Origin of the sequence: Reyranella sp., assembly GCF_030651995.1 — a bacterium.
Taxonomy (GTDB): domain Bacteria; phylum Pseudomonadota; class Alphaproteobacteria; order Reyranellales; family Reyranellaceae; genus Reyranella.
In genome coordinates, this window is record NZ_JAUSBN010000005.1 from 31745 (window position 1) to 50584 (window position 18840).

General features: G+C 66.5%; 19 protein-coding genes. 3 read left to right on the top strand and 16 right to left on the bottom strand.

Annotated features, from left to right (window positions below):
• Nucleotides 1-45: 45 nt before the first annotated feature.
• Nucleotides 46-1593, top strand: a complete 1548-nt coding sequence (locus tag Q7V45_RS00845; protein WP_304845426.1) for an alkaline phosphatase — start codon at nucleotides 46-48, stop codon at nucleotides 1591-1593.
• Here Q7V45_RS00845 and era read toward each other — a convergent pair.
• The 8 genes from era to folK form a co-directional block, all read right to left on the bottom strand.
• Nucleotides 1590-2522 (bottom strand): GTPase Era, encoded by a 933-nt coding sequence (era, locus tag Q7V45_RS00850; RefSeq protein ID WP_304845429.1) that lies wholly within the window; start codon nucleotides 2520-2522, stop codon nucleotides 1590-1592. The genes Q7V45_RS00845 and era overlap by 4 nt on opposite strands.
• Nucleotides 2519-3184 (bottom strand): ribonuclease III, encoded by a 666-nt coding sequence (gene rnc, locus Q7V45_RS00855; RefSeq protein ID WP_304845432.1) that lies wholly within the window; start codon nucleotides 3182-3184, stop codon nucleotides 2519-2521. The genes era and rnc overlap by 4 nt, the downstream gene beginning before the upstream one ends.
• 38 nt (nucleotides 3185-3222) lie before the next feature.
• Nucleotides 3223-4038 carry a signal peptidase I gene (gene lepB / locus Q7V45_RS00860; RefSeq protein WP_370692531.1) on the bottom strand — a complete coding sequence of 272 codons (816 nt, stop codon included), beginning with the start codon at nucleotides 4036-4038 and terminating at the stop codon, nucleotides 3223-3225.
• 117 nt (nucleotides 4039-4155) lie between these two features.
• Nucleotides 4156-4557, bottom strand: a complete 402-nt coding sequence (acpS, locus tag Q7V45_RS00865) for a holo-ACP synthase (protein ID WP_304845439.1) — start codon at nucleotides 4555-4557, stop codon at nucleotides 4156-4158.
• Nucleotides 4554-5306 carry a pyridoxine 5'-phosphate synthase gene (locus Q7V45_RS00870; RefSeq protein WP_304845442.1) on the bottom strand — a complete coding sequence of 251 codons (753 nt, stop codon included), beginning with the start codon at nucleotides 5304-5306 and terminating at the stop codon, nucleotides 4554-4556. The genes acpS and Q7V45_RS00870 overlap by 4 nt, the downstream gene beginning before the upstream one ends.
• Before the next feature lie 34 nt (nucleotides 5307-5340).
• On the bottom strand, nucleotides 5341-7521 hold the full coding sequence (locus tag Q7V45_RS00875) for a bifunctional (p)ppGpp synthetase/guanosine-3',5'-bis(diphosphate) 3'-pyrophosphohydrolase (RefSeq protein ID WP_304845445.1): 2181 nt from the start codon (nucleotides 7519-7521) through the stop codon (nucleotides 5341-5343).
• Nucleotides 7522-7617: 96 nt separating this feature from the next.
• On the bottom strand, nucleotides 7618-7980 hold the full coding sequence (gene rpoZ, locus Q7V45_RS00880) for a DNA-directed RNA polymerase subunit omega (RefSeq protein ID WP_304845448.1): 363 nt from the start codon (nucleotides 7978-7980) through the stop codon (nucleotides 7618-7620).
• A 35-nt stretch (nucleotides 7981-8015) separates the two neighbouring features.
• The gene (gene folK / locus Q7V45_RS00885) at nucleotides 8016-8567 is read right to left on the bottom strand and encodes a 2-amino-4-hydroxy-6-hydroxymethyldihydropteridine diphosphokinase (RefSeq protein WP_304845451.1); all 552 of its coding nucleotides are present in this window, start codon (nucleotides 8565-8567) and stop codon (nucleotides 8016-8018) included.
• A 143-nt stretch (nucleotides 8568-8710) separates the two neighbouring features.
• On the opposite strand from folK, the gene Q7V45_RS00890 reads away from it, so the two are divergent.
• Both Q7V45_RS00890 and Q7V45_RS00895 read left to right on the top strand, forming a co-directional pair.
• The gene (locus Q7V45_RS00890) at nucleotides 8711-9340 is read left to right on the top strand and encodes an NYN domain-containing protein (RefSeq protein WP_304845454.1); all 630 of its coding nucleotides are present in this window, start codon (nucleotides 8711-8713) and stop codon (nucleotides 9338-9340) included.
• A 14-nt stretch (nucleotides 9341-9354) separates the two neighbouring features.
• A complete protein-coding gene (locus Q7V45_RS00895) occupies nucleotides 9355-10005 on the top strand; it encodes a uracil-DNA glycosylase (RefSeq protein ID WP_370692532.1) in 651 nt (216 codons plus the stop codon).
• Between the two features lie 140 nt (nucleotides 10006-10145).
• Here the strand turns inward: Q7V45_RS00895 and Q7V45_RS00900 are convergent, their stop codons facing one another.
• The 8 genes from Q7V45_RS00900 to Q7V45_RS00935 all read right to left on the bottom strand — a co-directional run bounded on the left by Q7V45_RS00900 (nucleotide 10146) and on the right by Q7V45_RS00935 (nucleotide 18835).
• Complete coding sequence (locus tag Q7V45_RS00900) at nucleotides 10146-10619, bottom strand: glutathione peroxidase (RefSeq protein WP_304845456.1); 474 nt, start codon at nucleotides 10617-10619, stop codon at nucleotides 10146-10148.
• Between the two features lie 2 nt (nucleotides 10620-10621).
• The gene (locus Q7V45_RS00905; protein WP_304845458.1) at nucleotides 10622-11296 is read right to left on the bottom strand and encodes a sulfite oxidase-like oxidoreductase; all 675 of its coding nucleotides are present in this window, start codon (nucleotides 11294-11296) and stop codon (nucleotides 10622-10624) included.
• 8 nt (nucleotides 11297-11304) lie between these two features.
• Complete coding sequence (locus Q7V45_RS00910) at nucleotides 11305-12840, bottom strand: acyl-CoA synthetase (RefSeq protein ID WP_304845461.1); 1536 nt, start codon at nucleotides 12838-12840, stop codon at nucleotides 11305-11307.
• Nucleotides 12837-13463: a TetR/AcrR family transcriptional regulator gene (locus Q7V45_RS00915; protein ID WP_304845463.1), complete on the bottom strand. Its 627-nt coding sequence runs from the start codon at nucleotides 13461-13463 to the stop codon at nucleotides 12837-12839. Before Q7V45_RS00915 ends, Q7V45_RS00910 begins: the two co-directional genes overlap by 4 nt.
• Nucleotides 13464-13525: 62 nt before the next feature.
• The gene (locus Q7V45_RS00920) at nucleotides 13526-14698 is read right to left on the bottom strand and encodes an isovaleryl-CoA dehydrogenase (RefSeq protein WP_304845466.1); all 1173 of its coding nucleotides are present in this window, start codon (nucleotides 14696-14698) and stop codon (nucleotides 13526-13528) included.
• 26 nt (nucleotides 14699-14724) lie between these two features.
• Nucleotides 14725-15168, bottom strand: coding sequence for a hypothetical protein (locus Q7V45_RS00925; RefSeq protein WP_304845469.1), 444 nt, complete (start codon nucleotides 15166-15168; stop codon nucleotides 14725-14727).
• A 26-nt stretch (nucleotides 15169-15194) separates the two neighbouring features.
• Complete coding sequence (gene mgtE, locus Q7V45_RS00930; RefSeq protein WP_304845472.1) at nucleotides 15195-16556, bottom strand: magnesium transporter; 1362 nt, start codon at nucleotides 16554-16556, stop codon at nucleotides 15195-15197.
• Nucleotides 16553-18835, bottom strand: coding sequence for an NADP-dependent malic enzyme (locus tag Q7V45_RS00935; protein WP_304845475.1), 2283 nt, complete (start codon nucleotides 18833-18835; stop codon nucleotides 16553-16555). The genes mgtE and Q7V45_RS00935 overlap by 4 nt, the downstream gene beginning before the upstream one ends.
• Between the last annotated feature and the right edge of the window lie 5 nt (nucleotides 18836-18840).

Genomic DNA, 18840 nt, shown 5'->3' on the forward strand with positions numbered 1-18840 from the left:
GGAACCGTGTATGCCGCGTCCTGCGGAATCGCGCTAGGTTGCGACATGTCGAAACTGAGACGGCGGGCGGTGCTGGGGGCAGGCGCAGCCACCACCCTGCCCTTCCATGTCTTCGCCCAGACCGCCGCCGCCGCGCGGCCGCGCCTGATGCAGGGCGTCCAGTCGGGCGATGTCGGGAGCGACGGCGCGACCCTCTGGAGCCGTGCGGACCGGCCGGCACGCATGATCGCCGAATATGCGACGACGGAGAGCTTCACCGATGCGCGGCGCGTTGAAGGGCCGCTCGCACTCGAGGCGACCGGCTTCACCTCGCGCCTGCGTCTCGACGGGCTGCCGCCGGGACAGACCATCTTCTATCGCATCGCCTATGCCGATCTCTCCGACGCGAATGCGACGAGCGACTGGGTGCAGGGACGCTTCCGCACGCCGCCGCCTGCCGAAGCGGATGTAAGCTTCGTATGGTCAGCCGATACGGTCGGCCAGGGCTGGGGCATCAACCCCGAGATCGGCGGCATGACGATCTACGAGGCGATGCGGTCCCTGGCGCCGGACTTCTTCGTCCATTGCGGCGACACGATTTATGCCGACGATCCACTTGCCTCGGAGAAAACGCTGCCGGACGGGCGCATCTGGAAGAACGTCACGACGGAGGCAAAGTCCCGGGTCGCCCAGACGCTCGCCGAGTTCCGCGGCAACCACCTCTACAATTTCCTCGACGCCAATCTCCGCCGCTTCAACGCCGAGGTCCCGACGATCGCCCTGTGGGACGATCACGACGTCCTCGACAACTGGTACTGGGAAAGACGCCTCGACGCCGATCCGCGCTATGGCGAGAAGAACGTCGGCGTGCTGGCCCGGCGCGCCGAGCGGGCTTTTCGGGAGTTCATGCCCTTGGCCGACGGACTCGACGGGCCCATGCGTCTGTATCGCAGGTTCTCGTTCGGGCGGCGTCTCGATCTCTTCCGACTCGACATGAGGAGCTTTCGCGCGCCCAACGGCGCGAACCGGCAGGAAAAGGCGGGCTCGAACACGGCCTTTCTCGGCATCGAACAGATCATCTGGCTGAAGCAGGCGCTCAAGGCTTCGTCGGCCACGTGGAAGATCATCGCGGCCGACATGCCGCTCGGCCTCGTCGTCTATGACGACTGGCGCCGCAAGTCGGGCTTCGAAGCCGTGGCGAATGCCGACGATGGCCCGCCGCTGGGCCGCGAACTGGAGATCGCCGACCTGCTGTCCTTCATCCGGCAGGAGGACATCCGCAACGTGCACTGGATCACGGCCGACGTGCATTATCCTGCCACCCACCGCTACGATCCCGGACGCGCCGCCTTCCGGGATTTCACGCCGTTCTACGAATTCGTATCCGGCCCGCTCTGCGCCGGCGGCTTCGGCCCCAACGCGCTCGACGGCACGTTCGGCCCGCAGGTCGTGTTCCAGAAGGTGCCGCCGCCCGGCCGCTTCGATCTCTCACCGCTCGAAGGCTCCTGCCACTTCGGGCATGTCAGGATCGACGGCACCTCAGGCGTGATGACGGTCAGTCACCGCGATGCGTCGGGCACCGCGATCCATTCACTAGATCTCGCACCGTCTTAAGACTGATAGTCCAGCCCGATCGTGCGGTAGTGCGACGGGTCTTCAGCCCAGCGTTCGCTCACCTTCACGTGCAGGAAGAGATGCACCGGGCGCTCCAGCATCTGCGAAAGCTCATGTCGCGCGCGCGCCCCGATCTGCTTGATGCGGGCGCCTCCCTTGCCCAGGAAGATCGCGCGCTGGCCCTCGCGCTGGACATAGATGATCTGCTCGACGCGGACGCTGCCGTCGGGCCGATCCTCCCATTTCTCGGTCTCCACCGCCGCCTCGTAAGGCAGCTCCTGGTGAAGCTGCAGGAACACCTGCTCGCGCGTCACCTCCGCCGCCAGCAGACGCAGCGGCAGGTCGGCGGCCTGATCCTCGGGGTAGAGGAACGGCCCCGGCGGCACGGCCTGCGCGAAGGCCGTCAGCAGGTCACCGATGCCATCCGCCTTGAGCGCGCTCACCATGAAGGTGCGCTCGAACGGCACAATGGCGTTGAGTTCGGCGGTGAGCGCGAGCAACGTCTCGCGCGCCACCAGGTCGATCTTGTTCAGGACCAGGAAGCGCGGCGTCTTCGAATCCTTCAGCCGCTCGGCGATGGCCCTGGTCTCCTGGCCGATACCGCGCTCGGCATCGACCACCAGCGCCACCAGATCGGCATCGTCGGCGCCCTGCCAGGCGGCGGCGACCATGGCGCGTTCGAGGCGTCTTTTGGCGACGCGGAAGATGCCGGGCGTGTCGACCAGCACGACCTGCGCCCGCGAGGGGCCCTCCCCCTTGTCGGGAAGGTCCGTCATCGCGATCCCGATCACGCGCATGCGCGTGGTCTGCACCTTGGGCGAGACGATGCTCACCTTGGAGCCGACCAGGCCGTTCACCAGGGTCGATTTGCCGGCGTTCGGCGCGCCGACGACGGCGACGAAGCCGGCCCGCGTTGCAGGTGTGCTCATGCCCCGTTCAACCTTTCCAGCAATGTCATGGCGGCCAGCCGTTCGGCCTCGCGCTTGCTGCCGCCCCGGCCGCGCGCGGGATCGTGCCCCTTGAGGACCGCATCGACCACGAAGACCGGCGCGTGCGGCGGGCCCTCGCGATCGACCTCGAGATACACGGGCAGGGGCAGACGGCGCGCCTGCGCCCACTCCTGCAGCGCCGTCTTCGGATCACGCGGCACCGCCACCCGGCTGCTGAGGCGGTCGCCCCACAGCAGGGCCACGCTGGTCGCCGCGGCCTCGAGGCCGGCGTCGAGGAAGATGGCGCCAAGGAGTGCTTCGAGCGCATCGGCCAGGATGTTGGGCCGAACGTTGCTGCCCGGGGTCCGTTCCGAGTCGCCGAGGCGCAGATGGCTGCCGAGGCCGATTTCAGTGGCGATCTCGACCAGCGTCTCGGCGCGCACCAGCGCGGCGTGCCGCCGCGCCAGCTCGCCCTCGCGCTCGTGCGGAAAGCTGCGCAACAGGAGGTCGGCCATGGCGAGCGACAACACGCGGTCGCCCAGAAATTCCAGCCGCTCGTTGCCGTTCGGGAAGGCCGCCTTGAGCTCGGGCCGGCGGTCGAGCGCGCTGCGATGGGTCAGCGCTTCCGAAGCAAGTTCGGCGTGCGCGAAAACATGACCCACCCCTTTCGACAGCGCCGCGAGATCAACGTCCGTCGAAATCAGTTGATTGCCATGAAGAAGCGGTTCCAGCGTATCGCCTCGGGCCATTTCCACGGTTCCAGCCAGCCGGCCGCCGACGGATCGTGCGAGAAGAAGATGAACTCCGCCCGGCCGACGAGATTCTCCGAGGGCACGTACCAGCCGAGCTGGTCGCGGTCGCGCGTCGAGCCGGAGAAATCGCGCAGCATGAGCCGCGTTCGACTGTCGAGAGAATCGTCGCGATTGTCGCCCATTACGAAGTAGCTGCCGGCCGGCACGAGGAATTCCGGCGTGTTGTCGGCCATGCCGTCGTCGCGGTATTCCAGTACCGTGTAGCGGCGGCCGTTGGGCAGTGTCTCGCTGTAGAGCGTGCCCTTCTGGTAGTGGCCGTTGTTGCCCTTCACATGGTCACCGACCTTCAACCGGTCGACCGCCACGCCGTTTATATGAAGCAGGCCATTCGTCACCTGGATGCGATCACCCGGCATGCCCACGATGCGCTTGATGTAGTCCGTGCGATTGACGCCCTGCCCCTGGTCGCCGGGATACTTGAACACGGCGACGTCACCGCGCTCCGGCGGCGCGCCGAAGATCCGGCCCGAAAAGACGCCAAGCGAAAAAGGGAAGGAGTGCTTGCTGTATCCGTAGGAATACTTGGACACGAACAGATAGTCGCCGACCAGCAAGGTCGGGATCATCGAGCCGCTGGGTATATTGAACGGCTCGATGGCGAACGTCCGCACGACCAGTGCGATCAGGACGGCATAGACCACCGTCCGGACGGTTTCGCCCCAACCGCCGGTCTTTTCTTGTGCTCTCTTGCGACGCTCAGCCACGTCCGTCATCGCCGTCCCAGATTAAACAAGCCGCGCCTATAGCAGGGCCCGGCGCCCCTGTCTCCCGCTCCGAACGGGGCATGGGAGCCTCAGCAACCATCCAAACCGTCCTGTGGCTCATGGATTGGGCACTGCCGAGATGATCACGACTGCTTGAGCCAGCGGGTATTCGTCCGTGATGCTCAAATCGATCTGAGCCGTCATGCCGGCCGGCGTGATCTTTTGCAGCCGCGCCAGCGCCCCGCCGGTCAAGGCCAGTGTGGGCCTGCCGCTCTTCTGATTGATCACGCCCATGTCACGCCAGAAGACGCCCGCCCGGAGGCCGGTACCCAGCGCCTTGGCACAGGCCTCCTTGGCGGCGAACCGCTTTGCGTAGCTGGCCGCCCGGGTGGCCCGGCCTTCCGAGCGCTTTTGCTCGACCTCCGTGAAAACACGCTGGATGAACCGCTCACCAAACCGTTCGAGCGACTTCTCGATGCGCCGGATGTCACAGAGGTCGTTGCCGAGGCCGATGATCACGCCGACGCCCCCCCGGCGCGGGCCGCATCCATGATGCGGCGCATCTCCCGGATCGCCTGCTCCAGGCCGACGAAGATCGCCTCGCCGACCAGGAAATGGCCGATGTTGAGTTCGCGCACCTCGGGAATGGCGGCGATTGGAGCCACGTCGGCGTAGCTCAGCCCGTGACCGGCATGGCATTCGAGGCCGAGCCTCGCGCACAGCTTCGCTGCCGCGGCGATGCGCTGCAATTCCACCTGCTTGGCCTCACCCTCGATCTCGCAGTAACGGCCAGTGTGCAACTCCACGACCGGCGCCCCCAGCGCGACGGCCGCCTCGAGCTGGCGGGGATCGGCTTCGACGAACAGAGAGACGCGAATGCCGGCATCGCGCAGGCGCGCGATCATCGGCCTCAGGTGATTGTGCTGACCGGCGGCGTCGAGCCCGCCTTCGGTCGTCCGTTCCTCGCGCTTTTCCGGCACGATGCACGCCGCATGCGGGCGATGGCGCAGGGCGATGGCGACCATCTCCTCGGTTGCCGCCATCTCGAAATTCAGCGGCACCTTGAGGTCCCGCATCAGACCGTCGATGTCGGCGTCGACGATGTGGCGCCGGTCCTCGCGCAGATGCGCGGTGATGCCGTCGGCGCCGGCCGCCTCGGCCAGGCGTGCCGCCCGCAGCGGATCGGGCAGATGCCCGCCGCGCGCATTCCGCACGGTGGCGACGTGATCGATATTGATGCCGAGACGCAGATGATTGGGCGCAGTCATACGCAGCTTTCGCGGAGAGAGGTCTGGGGAGCCGTCAATTGCGGGCGCGTTCGACGGCGTTGATGGCGGGAGTGGCGCGCAGCGCCGCGGTGATGTCGGCCAGGTGCTTCACATCGGAAACTTCGACGTCGATCACCATGTCGAAGAAATCCATCGACCGGTTCACGATACGCAGGTTCGAGATGTTGCCCTCGTGGCGGGCGATCACAGTGGAAAGGCTCGAAAGACTGCCGGGCTGGTTGGCGACGGTGATCTTGAGCCGCCCCGTGTAGACGCCGCCGCCCCCCTCGCTCACCGAATCCCAGCCGACGTCGATCCAGCGCTCCGGCGCCTCGGAGAAACTCTCAAGCGTGGCACAGTCGATCGTGTGGATGGTGACGCCCTTGCCGGTCGTGATGATGCCGACGATACGATCACCCGGCAGCGGATGGCAGCAGCGCGCGAAATGCACCGCCATGCCTGGGATCAGCCCGCGAATGGGGATCCGCTCGCCCTCCAGGCTGCCCGCTCGTCCGCCCTCGCCGGCCTTGCCGGACTTCGAGCGGGCCCGCGAGATCGGCACGATGTCGGCACCGCCCTTGCGTGGCTGCTTCAGCCCCGGATAGACCGCCGTCAGGACCTCACGGGCACCGACGAGGCCGGCGCCGACTGTCGCGATGAGGTCGTCCGTCGAGGCCTGCTTGAAGTTGATGCGCACGCCGTCGAGGCCCTTTTCGGTGACCTCGTAACCTTCCTCATGGAAGGCCTTCTCGAGCAGCGATTTGCCGAGCTGGATGTACTGCTCGCGCTGGCGTGTACGGATGAAGCGGCGGATCGCGGCCTTGGCCTTGCCGGTGACGACGAAACGCTCCCAGGTCGGCGACGGGGTCTGCGCCTTCGACGTGATGATGTCGACCTGGTCGCCGTTCGAGAGTTGCGTGCGCAGCGGCAGCATGCGGCCGTTGATCTTGGCGCCGACGCAGGTATCGCCCACCTGGCTGTGCACCGCGTAGGCGAAGTCGATCGGCGTCGCGCCGCGCGGCAACGCGATCAGCTTGCCCTTGGGCGTGAAGCAGAAGACCTGGTCCTGGAACATCTCAAGCTTGGTGTGCTCGAGGAATTCCTCGGCATTGGGCGCCTTGTCGAGGATGTCCATAAGGCTGCGCAGCCAGGCATATTGCGGCGCGTCGGTCGACGGCCCTCCCTGCTTGTAGATCCAGTGGGCGGCCACGCCGCGCTCGGCCTGGTCCTGCATCTCCTCGGTGCGGATCTGGATCTCGATGCGCTGGCCGAGCGGTCCGATCACGCCGGTGTGCAGCGAGCGGTAGCCGTTGGGCTTGGGAACCGAGATGTAGTCCTTGAAGCGCTGCGGCAGGACCTGGTAGCGGCCGTGCAGCAGACCGAGCGCCTGATAGCACTGCCCGACGTCCGCGACGATGATGCGGAACGCCATGATGTCGGAGAGCTGCTCGAAGGATACGTTCTTCGTCTGCATCTTCCGCCAGATCGAATAAGGCGTCTTCTCGCGGCCCGAAACCTGGGCCTCGAGCCCGCCCTCCTTCAGCGTGCGGACCAGCTCGACCTCGATCTGGGGAACCAGCTTGTCGCCGCGCTCGCGCAGATAGCCCTGGCGCGCCAGCACCGAGGCCCGACCATCGGGATTGAGTTCGGCGAAGGCCAGTTCCTCGAGCTCGCGCTTCACATTCTCCATGCCGATGCGCGAGGCGAGCGGCGCGTAGAGGTCCATGGTCTCGCGCGCGATGCGCCGGCGGCGCGCCGGCTCCTTGATGTGATGCAGCGTGCGCATGTTGTGCAGGCGGTCGGCGAGCTTCACCAGCAGCACGCGGATGTCCGACGACATCGCCAGCACCAGCTTGCGCAGGTTCTCGGCTTCCTTGGTGCTCTCCGACTGGATCTCCAGGCGCGAAAGCTTGGTGACGCCGTCGACCAGGCGCGCGATGTCCTCGCCGAACAGGCTGGCGATCTCGTCTCGCGTGGCGTCGGTGTCCTCCAGCGTATCGTGCAGCAGCCCGGTGACGATCGAGTCGGTGTCGAGACGCATCTCGGCCAGCAGGCCCGCGACCTCCACTGGATGGGAGAAATAGGGGTCGCCCGAGGCGCGGAGCTGGTTGCCGTGCTTCTTCAGGCCGTAGACATAGGCGCGGTTCAGGATGTCCTCGTCCGCATCCGGATCGTAGGACTGTACGCGCTCGACGAGTTCGAATTGGCGAATCATGGCAGTCGCCCCACTATATGGGGACGATTGCGTTCACTCCACGACGTTTGCGCGAATAGCGGCCTGAACCTTGTTGGAGCTCAGGCCGCCGCCAGATTACTCCGCGACGTCGTCTTCCTCGGCCATCGGCAGCGCCTTGGGCTGAGCGGCTTCCGCACCGCCCTGCGCCAGTGCCGCGGCCAGTTCCTGCTCGAGCTCGGCCATCTCGTTGACCTCCTCGGGCTTGTCGACGTCGGCGTGCTTCTGCATGCCCGAGATCAGCGCATCCTTCAGGACCGCCTGGTCGAGCTTCATCTCGGCGATCTCGCGCAGCGCCACGACCGGGTTCTTGTCGCGATCGCGGTCGAGCGTGATCTGGGCGCCGGCCGAGATGTCGCGGGCGCGCTGCGAGGCGAACATGACCAGTTCGAAACGGTTGGGAATCTGCACGATGCAGTCTTCGACGGTGACACGCGCCATGGGCGGGAACCTCAGAATTTCCTGGAAGCCGGCGGTTATACCCGCCCCGGCCCAAAAGGCAAGCCGGCCGCGAGGAACGGCTGGGCGACCTGGTCGGCCGGCAGCGCCTTCAGCAGGTCGTGGATCGCCGCGCCGGACAAGGGGTGGCGCCAAGCTGGCGCGAGATCAGCCAGAGGCCGCAGGACGAAGGCCCGCCCGGCCATCCGGGGATGGGGCAGGATGGCTCTCCCGGTACCCCGAGCCGCTGTTTCGCCACGATAATCCAGCAAATCCAGATCGATCAGCCGGGGCGCGTTGGGCACGCTGCGAACCCGGCCGAAAAGGTCCTCGATCTCGTGCAGGGTCATGAGCAGGTCGTCCGCGGATAGCGACGTGGAGATCTCCGCCACCACGTTCACGTACCAGGGCTGGTCCGAGACCGGCACCGGGGCCGTCCTGTACCAGCGGGAATGACGCAGGACGCGGGCACCCCGCCGGTCCAGCTCGAGCAAGGCAGCTTGCAGCGTCTCGCGGGGCGAGGCGTAGGAGGGGTGAGGTAGATTAGCGCCGGCGCCCACGAAAATCGGTCGGTCGCCTGTGTTGTCCACCAGCAAGCTCCCTCAACCCCTTGTGATCCTTAGGTTACCAACCTACTCTTAATATGTTCCAGGAGAGGTGTGGGTTACCAGCCTTTCGCAGCTGCATATTTTTCGCTCGCCAGCGCATTTTATTAAAACAGGGCTTGGTCACCATGAAGGGCAATTTTTACGAGAACGAGCGCGTCGCGTTGTTCATCGACGGTGCAAATCTCTATTCGGCCGCCCGCTCGCTGGGCTTCGACATCGACTATCGCCGCCTCCTGAAAGTGTTCCGGGAAAAAGGCCGGCTGGTCCGGGCTTACTACTACACCGCCCTGGTCGAGGATCAGGAGTACTCGCCCATCCGGCCGCTGATCGATTGGCTGGACTACAACGGCTACACGATGGTCACCAAGCCGGCCAAGGAATTCACGGACGCCATGGGCCGCCGCAAGGTCAAGGGCAACATGGACATCGAGCTGGCCATCGACGTGCTCGAAATGGCTGACCATCTCGACCATGTGATCCTGTTCTCGGGCGATGGCGACTTCCGCCGGCTGGTCGAGGCCGTGCAGCGCCGCGGGATCCGCGTTTCGGTCGTCAGCACCATCAAGTCCGCCCCGCCGATGGTTGCCGACGAGCTGCGCCGCCAGGCCGACGACTTCATCGAACTGTCCGAACTGGCACCTTTGATCGCCCGCAACCCGTCCGAACGTGCGCCCCGTCCGGCCGCCGTGGCGCCGCGAGAGGGCGAGGCGGACGGCGACGAGGCGCCCTCCGAGTCGCTGATGCGATCGGCCTGAGGCCGCCCGCGTCAGTGTCCGCCCAAGTCTTCGAAGAACCGCCGCTCGACTGCCCGCGCTGTCCGAGGCTGGCGGCTTTCCGCCACGACCTGAGGGGCAAGCATCCGGACTGGAAGAATGCGCCGGTGCGGTCTTTCGGCAAGATCGATGCCCGGCTCCTGATCGTCGGGCTGGCGCCGGGCATGAAGGGTGCCAATCGCACCGGCCGCCCCTTCACCGGCGACTATGCCGGCGATCTCCTTTACTCGACCCTGCTGAAGTTCGGCTTCGCGCAGGGCACCTATCGCGCCGATCCGAACGACGGGCTGCAGCTCGTCGACTGCCGCATCGCCAATGCGGTGCGCTGCCTGCCGCCCGAGAACAAGCCTTTGCCGGTCGAGTTCGCCGCCTGCCGGCCGTTCCTGCAGTCCGAGCTCGCCGTCATGCCGAAGCTGCGTATCCTCGTGGCGCTGGGCAAGGGCGCCCACGACCAGATCCTGCGGGCGCTAACGGTGCGGCCGGCGGGCGCCTACCCGTTCATCCACGGCCGCCTTCACAGCCTGCCGGCCGGATTGATGCTCGCCGACAGCTATCACTGCTCGCGCTACAATACGAACACCCGCCGTCTCACGACCGAGATGTTCCACCAGGTCTTCGACGGCGTCCGTCGCGCATTGGACGCCTGAAAAAAAACCGTCGTCTCGACCGGAGCCTCGCGGAGAGGAGTGGAAGAGACCTTGTCTCCCCCAAATGTCGACGAATCGTAGTGAGAAGGTCTCTCCGCTCCGCCGAGCTGCGCTCGGCTCCGGTCGAGACGACGGAATCCTTAAAGCGCCGCTTCGATCGCGGACGTGATCTCGCTGGCGACCGGCCGCACACGGCTCGGCCAGGCACCCTGCAGGCTGCCGTCCTTGCCGATCAGGTATTTGTGGAAGTTCCACCTGGGCGCGGCGCCCTCGCCCGCTTCCGCGGCGATCCACTTATAGAGGTCGTGGGCCTCGGGACCGATCACCTTCTGCTTTGCGGTCATCGGGAAGGACACATCGTACATCGACTCGCAGAACTTCGCGATCTCGTCCTCGCCGCGAGGCTCCTGCGCGCCGAAATCGTTGCAGGGCACGCCCAGCACCACGAGGCCGCGCGGACCGTAGTTCTCATGCAGGGCCTGAAGGTCGGCGTATTGCGGCGTGAACCCGCAATAGGAGGCGACGTTCACCAGCAGGATCGGCCTGCCCGCCATGCTCCTGAGATCGAGCGGTTTGCCGTCGATCGCGGTAAAGGAGAAATCGTGCGCACTCATGCTCAAAGCTCCTCGTCATATCGTTGTTCCCGCCACGGATCGCCGTAATTGTGGTAGCCGCGCACTTCCCAGAAGCCCGGCTTGTCCAGCTCCGAGAACTCGATGCGCTTGATCCACTTGGCGCTCTTCCAGAAGTAGAGCTTCGGGATCACGACACGCAGCGGCCCGCCATGCTCGCGGCTGATGGGCTCGCCGTTCCAGCTCCAGGCCAGCATGACGTCTTCCGCCGCGAAGTCGGTCAACGGCACGTTGGTCTTGTAGGTGTCGTAGGAGTGGAAGATCACGTGCCGCGCCGACGCCACGGGCTTCACCAGGGCGATCAGGTCGCGGGCGCTCACGCCTTCCCACCTGTTGTCGTAGCGCGACCAGGCGGTGACGCAGTGGATGTCGGTCGTCAGCTCGGTCTTCGGCAGGGCCTTGAAGTCGTCCCACTTCAGCGTCACCGGGGCCTCGACCTCACCGTCGACGAACAGGCGCCAGGCGTGCGTCGGAATCTCGGGCTTGATGCCCAGGTCCAGGACCGGCCACGTCTCGACCTGGCGCTGACCGGGCGGCAGGCGTTCCGACGGCGCAGCCGTCATGCCCGTCAGCAGGCGGCCTTCCTCGGCCCATTTCTGCTTGCTGTCGACCAGCTTGCCCTTGATTTCGCCGGACAGGGTGACGTCGTCGTCGGCCATGGAACTCCTCAGATGCTGCGGCCCGCTTTCTCCCAATATGGCGCGCGCAGCTTGCGTTTGAAGATCTTCCCCGAATCCTCACGCGGAAGTGCGGCGGTGAGTTCGACCACCCGGGGCACCTTGTAGCGCGCGAGATGCTCCCCGAGATAGGCCCGCACAGAAGCCGCATCGATCGTGGCGCCCGCGGCAGGTTCGATATGGGCACAGATCTGCTCGCCGAACTCCTCGTCGGGGATGCCGAACACGGCGCAGTCGCGCACGCCCGGCATCTGGATCAGCACCCCCTCGATCTCCGCCGGGTAGATGTTGACCCCGCCGGAGATGATCATGTCGCGCTTGCGGTCGCACAGGAACAGGAAGCCGTCGGCGTCGACGTAGCCCACGTCGCCCACCGTGACGAGTTCGCCGAGCGCAACCTCGCGGCGCTTGGCGTCGTCGTTGTTGTAGGTGAACTCCGAGAGATGGGGACCCCGCAGGTAGATCTCGCCGACCTCGCCCTGTTTCACGTCCCGCCCCTCTTCGTCGACGATGCGCAGGACGCCGCCTGGCACCAGCCGGCCGACCGTGCCGGGCTTGCGCAGCGCCTCTTCCGACCCGTGCCAGACGACGACGCCGGTCTCGGTTGCGCCGTAATATTCGTTGATGACCGGCCCCCACCACTCGATCATCTGGCGCTTCACGGCGGGCGCGCAGGGTGCGGCGCCGTGGCTGACGAAGCCGAGCGACGACACGTCGTAGCGCGCGCGGACCTCCGCCTGCAGGCGCAGCAGGCGCACGAACATGGTCGGCACGATGTGCATGTGGGTGATCCCATGCGCCGCGATCAGCCGCAGCATGTCCTCCGCCTCGAAGCGCGGCTGCAGCACCATGTGCAGGCCAAGACGCGCGCTCGCCATGCCGTAGGCCGCCGGCGCGGAGTGGTACATCGGGCCGTTCATCAGGACCACGATCGCGGGATCGGGCTTGAGGCCCCAGAACAGGGCGGCTTCCTGTGCGCCCGCCGCCTGCTGCTCGGGCGTGCTCGGCTGGCGACGCACGCCCTTGGGCCGTCCCGTCGTCCCGGACGTGTAGATCATGCTGCCGCGCGAGGGACGCGGCGGCTCGGTGCGCGGCGCCGAGGCCGCCACGAAACCGTCCCAGGCCTCGGCGCCCGCCGGCACACGACGCTTCTCGGCAGGCACCCCGAAGGCGGCGGCGACCTCGTCGGGCGTCGGGACGGCGAAGACCTTCACGCCGTCGGGTACACCGCCGGCGATCTGCGCCAGCAGGTCGGTGTGCGCCACCAGCACGCTCGCGCCGCTGTCGCGCAGGATGTAGTTCGCTTCCTCGGGCGTGAAGTGCCAGTTGATCGGCACGGCATAGGCGCCGATCTGACTTGCGGCCATGTTCACTTCGAAGGTCGCGAAGTCGTTGCGCAGCATCAGGGCGACGCTGCCGTTCTCGCCGACGCCCAGCGCCTCCAGCCCGCCGGCTGCCCGCGCGGCATTGGCCTGGATCTCGGCCCAGCTTCGGAACCGCTCGCCCGCCCTCACACCTGCCGTCATTGCTTCTTCCCCGTCTTCTTCGATGCCGCCAAGGCGCCCTTGAACATCAGCGCGCCGTGATAGCCGGCGAGCATTCGGATATCGGGCCCGTGATCGAGCATGCCCGCCTGCTTGAGCATGACCAGCCCGTGCGTGGCGGCCCACATCGACCAGCCGAACATCAGCGGATCGGCATCGATCAACCCGGCCTTCACCATGTCCTCGGCCTGGCGGGTCACGAAGGTGCGCGCCCGCTTCGACTCGCGCAGCAGGTCGGGATGCTCGTCGCCGATCGGCTGGTCGATCTCGAACATTATGCGATAGGCATGCGGATGCTCGTCGGCGAAGCGCAGATAGGCCTCCCCCACCCGCCGCGCACTGTCGAGCGGACCGTCGGCTGCGCCTGCCGCGGCGGCTTCGAGCGTGTCGGCGAAGCGGGCAAAGGCCTCGGCTCGCACCGTGGCCAGGATGTCGGCCTTGTCCTTGAAGTAGCGATAGGGCGTCTTGGGGCTGCAGCCCAGCGCCTCTGCAAGCTGCCGCATGGTGACGCCCTCATAGCCGAAGCGGGCGAAGCGCTCGGTGGCGACCCGGCACAGCTCGGCCCGGAAATCGGCGATGTCTTGTTCGGTCAGATATCGCGGCATCGGAGCTTTTCCATACACACCGTGTACGAAAAAGCCTCCGCCCGGTCAAATACTCCCGCTCGTCAGGCGGTCTCCGCGAACAGTTCGCGGCCGATCAGCATGCGGCGGATTTCGCTGGTGCCAGCGCCGATCTCGTAGAGCTTGGCGTCGCGCAGCAGGCGGCCGGTCGGATAGTCGTTGATGTAGCCGTTGCCGCCCAGCAGCTGTATGGCGTCGAGCGCGACCATCGTGGCCTTTTCCGCGGCATAGAGGATGGCGCCGGCCGAATCCTTGCGGGTGGTCTGGCCGCGGTCGCACGCCTTGGCGACGGCGTACACATAGGCCTTGCAGGCATTCATCGTGGTGTACATGTCGGCGAGCTTGCCCTGCACCAGCTGGAACTCGCCGATCGCCTGGCCGAACTGCTTGCGTTCGTGGACATAGGGCACGACGATGTCCATCGCCGCCTGCATGATGCCGATCGGCCCCGCCGCCAGCACAGCGCGCTCGTAGTCGAGCCCGCTCATCAGCACGTTGACGCCCTTGCCCACCGCGCCCAGCACGTTCTCCTCGGGGATCTCGCAATCCTCGAACACGAGTTCGCCGGTCGAGGAGCCGCGCATGCCCATCTTGTCGAGCTTCTGCGCGACCTTGAAGCCCTTGCGGTCGGTCTCGACGATGAAGGTGGTGATGCCGCGCGAGCCGGCCGCCGGATCCGTCTTGGCGTAGACCACGATCAGCTGCGCGTCGGGGCTGTTGGTGATCCACATCTTGGTGCCGTTCAGGACGTAGCGATCGCCCTTCTTCTCGGCGCGCAGCTTCATCGACACGACGTCGGAGCCGGCGCCCGACTCGCTCATGGCGAGGCTGCCGACATGCTCGCCGGAGATCAGCCTGGGCAGGAAGCGCTTCTTCTGCTCGTCGGTGCCGGTGCGGCGGATCTGGTTGATGCAGAGGTTGGAGTGGGCGCCGTAGCTCAGCCCCACCGCGGCCGAGGCGCGGCTGATCTCCTCGACCGCGATGACATGCTCGAGATAGCCTAGGCCCGACCCGCCGAACTCTTCCTCGACGGTGATGCCGTGCAGACCCAGGTCGCCCATCTTGGGCCACAGCTCGCGTGGGAACCGGTCGGTCTTGTCGATCTCGGCGGCGATCGGCGCCACCTCTGTCGAGGCAAATCGCTGGACCTGGTCCCGCAGCGCGTCGGCGGTTTCACCCAGGCCGAAATCGAACGGCGGCATTGCATTGGGAATCATCTTTGTCTCACCTGCTATGGGACTGATCAGGAACCGGAACCCAGCTTGACGTGGATGCGGATCAGCTTCCACTCGCCATCCGACGGAATGAACTCCAGCTCGAAGAGCAGGCGCGACGGCTCCGTCGGAAAGCCGCCCTTCACCACCAGCTTGCCGTCGCCGTCGACCACCGGTGGCGGCACATAGGCCGGCTTCATGACGGCGATGATGTCGAAATCAGCGTTGCCCTGACTGAATTCCTTAAACGTTTCCTTGAGTTTCTCCGGCGAGAATTGCGCGCGGAACGGCTTGGACAGCTTGGCGTGCAGCACGGAATAGTTTCCGGTCACGTTGGCGTCGTTGAGGGTCAGCAGCGAACTCTTGACCAGCGCTTCCAGCGCACGGTCGGACGGTACCTTGTTCTGCGCCTGCACCGCCGAGGCGCCCAGCATCAGGACGAATGCAGTCACCAGCCGGATGATTGCCGCCATGAACGACCTCCCCCGGAGACGATACCTCAAAGCAGGAAGATCGTCGCCAGCCCGAGGAACGTCAGGAAACCGATCACGTCGGTGACCATGGTCAGGAACACCGTCGACGAGACGGCCGGATCGACGCCGAACTTCTGCAGGCCGAGCGGTATCAGCGAGCCGGCCAGCGCCGCGGCCATCAAATTGCAGACCATGGAGGCGGCAATGACCGCGCCCAGCCGCCAGTCGTGGAACACGAGGATGACGCCCGCGGCGAGCAGCGTGGCGAACAGGAGCCCGTTCAGGCTGCCGACGACCGCTTCCTTGCTGATGAAGCGCATTGCGTTGGCCGCCGTCAATTCTCCCATCGCCAGCGCGCGGACCGTGACGGTGACGGTCTGGATGCCGGCGTTGCCGCCCATCGACGCGACGATCGGCATGAGGGCGGCCAGGACCACGATCTTCTCGATCGTGTCCTCGAACTGGCTGATCACGACGGAGGCGACCAGCGCCGTGGCGACGTTGACCAGAAGCCAGGGCGCCCGCAGGCGCGCCGTTCGGACGGTGTCGGCGTGCATGTCGTCGGAGCCGACGCCACCCATCTTGAGCAGGTCTTCCTCCGCCTCCTCGTCGATCACGTCAACCACGTCGTCGACCATGATCACGCCCAGCAGCCGCCCGTCATCGTCGACGACCGGGCACGAGACGAGGTTCTTGTCGCGGAAGACGTGCGCCACCTCGGCCTGGTCGGCCATCGCCGGCAACGACGGGATGTCGGGATCGACGATGTCGAGGATCGGGACGGGCCGCTTGGTGCGCAGCATGCGGCCGAGCGGCACCGAGCCGCGCAGGCGGCCGGACGCGTCGATGACGAAGATGTCGTAGACGTCGTCGGGCAGGTCCGTGGCCTCGCGGCAATGGTCGATCACCTCACCCACGGTCCAGGTGTCGGCCACCTTGACCAGCGAGCGCTGCATGAGGCGGCCCGCCGCGTCCTCGGGATAAGCCAGCGCGCGCTCGATATCGGCGCGTTCGTCGGCGGGTATCTCCGCCAGGACTTCCCGCCGTTCCTCTTCCGTCAGGTCCTCGAGAATGGTGGCCGCGTCGTCGGCCTCCAGCTCGCGGGCGGCGGCGGCGATCTCCTTGCTGTCGAGCTGGTCGAGGACGTCCTCCAGGACCTCCTCGTCGAGCTCGGTCAGGGCCTCGGGATCGAGATCGTCCTTGAGGATGCCGACGAGCGTGTCGCGCTCTTCCTCCGAAATCTGTTCGAGGATGGAGGCCTGGCCCGTCGCGCTGAGGTTGGCCAGCAGCCCCCGCGCCTCCTCCGGCCTGTTCTCGACAAGGGCCGCCTCGACTCGCCGGACGAGGTCCGGCGTGACTTCGTCGACGAGATCGATCTCGCCGCTCATCCACGCGCCTCGGCAAGGCGCTGCGCTTCGACCACGGCCAGGGCGGTCATGTTGAGTATGCCGCGGGCAGTGACCGACGGTGTGAGGACGTGTGCCGGAAGGTCGGTGCCCAGCAGAATCGGCCCGATATGCAGCCCATCGGCCGCCTCCTTCAACAGGTTGAAGGAGATGTTGGCGGCATCCAGCGACGGGCAGACCACCAGGTTCGCAGGCTCCTTCAGCCGGGACCGCGGAAAGACGCTGTGCCGGATTTCGACGTCGAGCGCGGCGTCGCCGTGCATCTCGCCGTCAACTTCGAGGGTGGGCGCCCGCTCGTGCAGGATCTTGACCGCGGCCGCCATCTTCCTGGCCGAGAGATGATCGGAGCTGCCGAAGCTCGAATGCGAAAGCAGCGCAACCTTGGGCTGGATGCCGAAGCGCAGCACTTCGTCGGCGGCCAGCAACGTGATCTCGGCCAGCGTTTCGGGGTCCGGATCGTAGTTCACGTAGGTGTCGGCAATGAACAGCGCGCGGGTCGGCATGACGAGCAGGCTGAGCGCCGCCATGTTCTTCGCGCCCTCGCGCAGGCCGATGACGTCGCGCACATGGGCCAGATGCGTGCGGAACCGGCCATAGGCGCCGGCGATCATCGCGTCGGCGTCGCCCAGCTTCACCGCCAGCGCCGCGATCAGCGTCGGGCTGGAGCGCACCAGGTTGCGCGCCGTGGGCTCGGTGACGCCGCGCCGCTCCATGAGTTCGTGATAGGCGCCCCAGTACTTGTCGTAGCGCGGGTCGCTGGACGGATCGACCAGCTCGACATCGACACCCGGCTGGAAGCGCAGGCCGAGCCGCTCGGCGCGCCGGCGCACGACTTCCGGCCGGCCAATCAGGATCGGCTTGGCGATCCCCTCGTCGAGGATGATCTGCGCGGCGCGCAGGACGCGATCGTCCTCGCCGGCGCTGAAGATCACCCGCTTGGGATCGGAGCGCGCCTGCGCGAACACCGGCCGCATGACGAGACCGGACTTGAAGACGAACTGGCTGAGCTGCTGGCGATAGGCGTCGAAGTCGGTGATCGGCCGCGTCGCGACGCCGCTGTCCATCGCGGCCTTCGCGACGGCCGGCGCCAGCTCGACGATCAGGCGCGGATCGAACGGCTTGGGGATGATCTGGCTGGGACCGAATCCCCCGGCCTGTTCGCCGAAAGCGCGCGCCACGACGTCGGACGGTTCCTTCCGCGCCAGCGCCGCGAGCGCCCGCACACAGGCGATCTTCATCTCGTCGTTGACGGTCGTGGCCCCCACGTCCAGCGCGCCGCGGAAGATGTAGGGGAAGCACAGGACATTGTTGACCTGATTGGGATAGTCGCTACGCCCGGTCGCCATGATGGCGTCGTCGCGAACGCCCGCGACGTCTTCAGGTGTGATTTCGGGATTGGGATTGGCCAATGCGAAGATGAGCGGCCGCGCGGCCATCCGGGCCACCATCTCGGGCTTCAGGACGCCGGCAGCCGAGAGGCCCAGGAAAACGTCGGCGCCGCCGATCACCTCGCCCAGGGTGCGGGCCTGTGTCTCGCGCGCATAGCGTTCCTTCCACGGGTCCATCAGCTCGTTGCGGCCCTTCCAGACCACGCCGGCGATGTCGGTGACCCACATGTTCTCGCGCGGCAGGCCGAGCTTCTCCAGCACGCCGAGGCACGACAGGGCCGCCGCACCCGCGCCGGACACGACCAGCTTCACCTTGGCGATGTCCTTGCCGACCAGCGACAGCGCGTTGAACAAGGCGGCACCGACGATGATGGCAGTGCCGTGCTGGTCGTCGTGGAACACCGGGATCTTCATGCGCTCGCGCAGCTTCTGCTCGACGTAGAAGCACTCCGGCGCCTTGATGTCCTCGAGGTTGATGCCGCCAAAGGTCGGTTCGAGCGCCGCAACGATGTCCACGAGCTTGTCCTGGTCGAGTTCGGCCAGCTCGAGGTCGAAGACGTCGATGCCCGCGAACTTCTTGAACAGGACGCCCTTGCCCTCCATCACCGGCTTGGCCGCCAGGGGCCCGATCGCCCCCAATCCCAGCACGGCGGTGCCGTTGGTGACCACGGCGACCAGATTGGCACGGGAGGTGAGTTCGGCAGCCATCGCGGGATCGCGCACGATCTCGTTGCAGGCAGCCGCGACGCCGGGAGAATAGGCGAGCGAGAGGTCGCGCTGGGTCGCCAGCGGCTTGGTCGGGACGACCTCGATCTTCCCGGGTCGGGGCAGGCGATGGTAACGGAGAGCGCTTTCGCTGAGTTCGTCCGCCAAAGCTC

Coding starts and splice junctions, on each gene's coding strand:
- Q7V45_RS00845 (WP_304845426.1), top strand. CDS start 46: ATGTCGAAACTGAGACGGCGGGCGGTGCTGGGGGCAGGCGCAGCCACC.
- era (WP_304845429.1), bottom strand. CDS start 2,522: ATGAGCACACCTGCAACGCGGGCCGGCTTCGTCGCCGTCGTCGGCGCG.
- Q7V45_RS00870 (WP_304845442.1), bottom strand. CDS start 5,306: ATGACTGCGCCCAATCATCTGCGTCTCGGCATCAATATCGATCACGTC.
- Q7V45_RS00875 (WP_304845445.1), bottom strand. CDS start 7,521: ATGATTCGCCAATTCGAACTCGTCGAGCGCGTACAGTCCTACGATCCG.
- rpoZ (WP_304845448.1), bottom strand. CDS start 7,980: ATGGCGCGTGTCACCGTCGAAGACTGCATCGTGCAGATTCCCAACCGT.
- Q7V45_RS00890 (WP_304845454.1), top strand. CDS start 8,711: ATGAAGGGCAATTTTTACGAGAACGAGCGCGTCGCGTTGTTCATCGAC.
- Q7V45_RS00900 (WP_304845456.1), bottom strand. CDS start 10,619: ATGAGTGCGCACGATTTCTCCTTTACCGCGATCGACGGCAAACCGCTC.
- Q7V45_RS00905 (WP_304845458.1), bottom strand. CDS start 11,296: ATGGCCGACGACGACGTCACCCTGTCCGGCGAAATCAAGGGCAAGCTG.
- Q7V45_RS00910 (WP_304845461.1), bottom strand. CDS start 12,840: ATGACGGCAGGTGTGAGGGCGGGCGAGCGGTTCCGAAGCTGGGCCGAG.
- Q7V45_RS00915 (WP_304845463.1), bottom strand. CDS start 13,463: ATGCCGCGATATCTGACCGAACAAGACATCGCCGATTTCCGGGCCGAG.
- Q7V45_RS00920 (WP_304845466.1), bottom strand. CDS start 14,698: ATGATTCCCAATGCAATGCCGCCGTTCGATTTCGGCCTGGGTGAAACC.
- Q7V45_RS00925 (WP_304845469.1), bottom strand. CDS start 15,168: ATGGCGGCAATCATCCGGCTGGTGACTGCATTCGTCCTGATGCTGGGC.
- mgtE (WP_304845472.1), bottom strand. CDS start 16,556: ATGAGCGGCGAGATCGATCTCGTCGACGAAGTCACGCCGGACCTCGTC.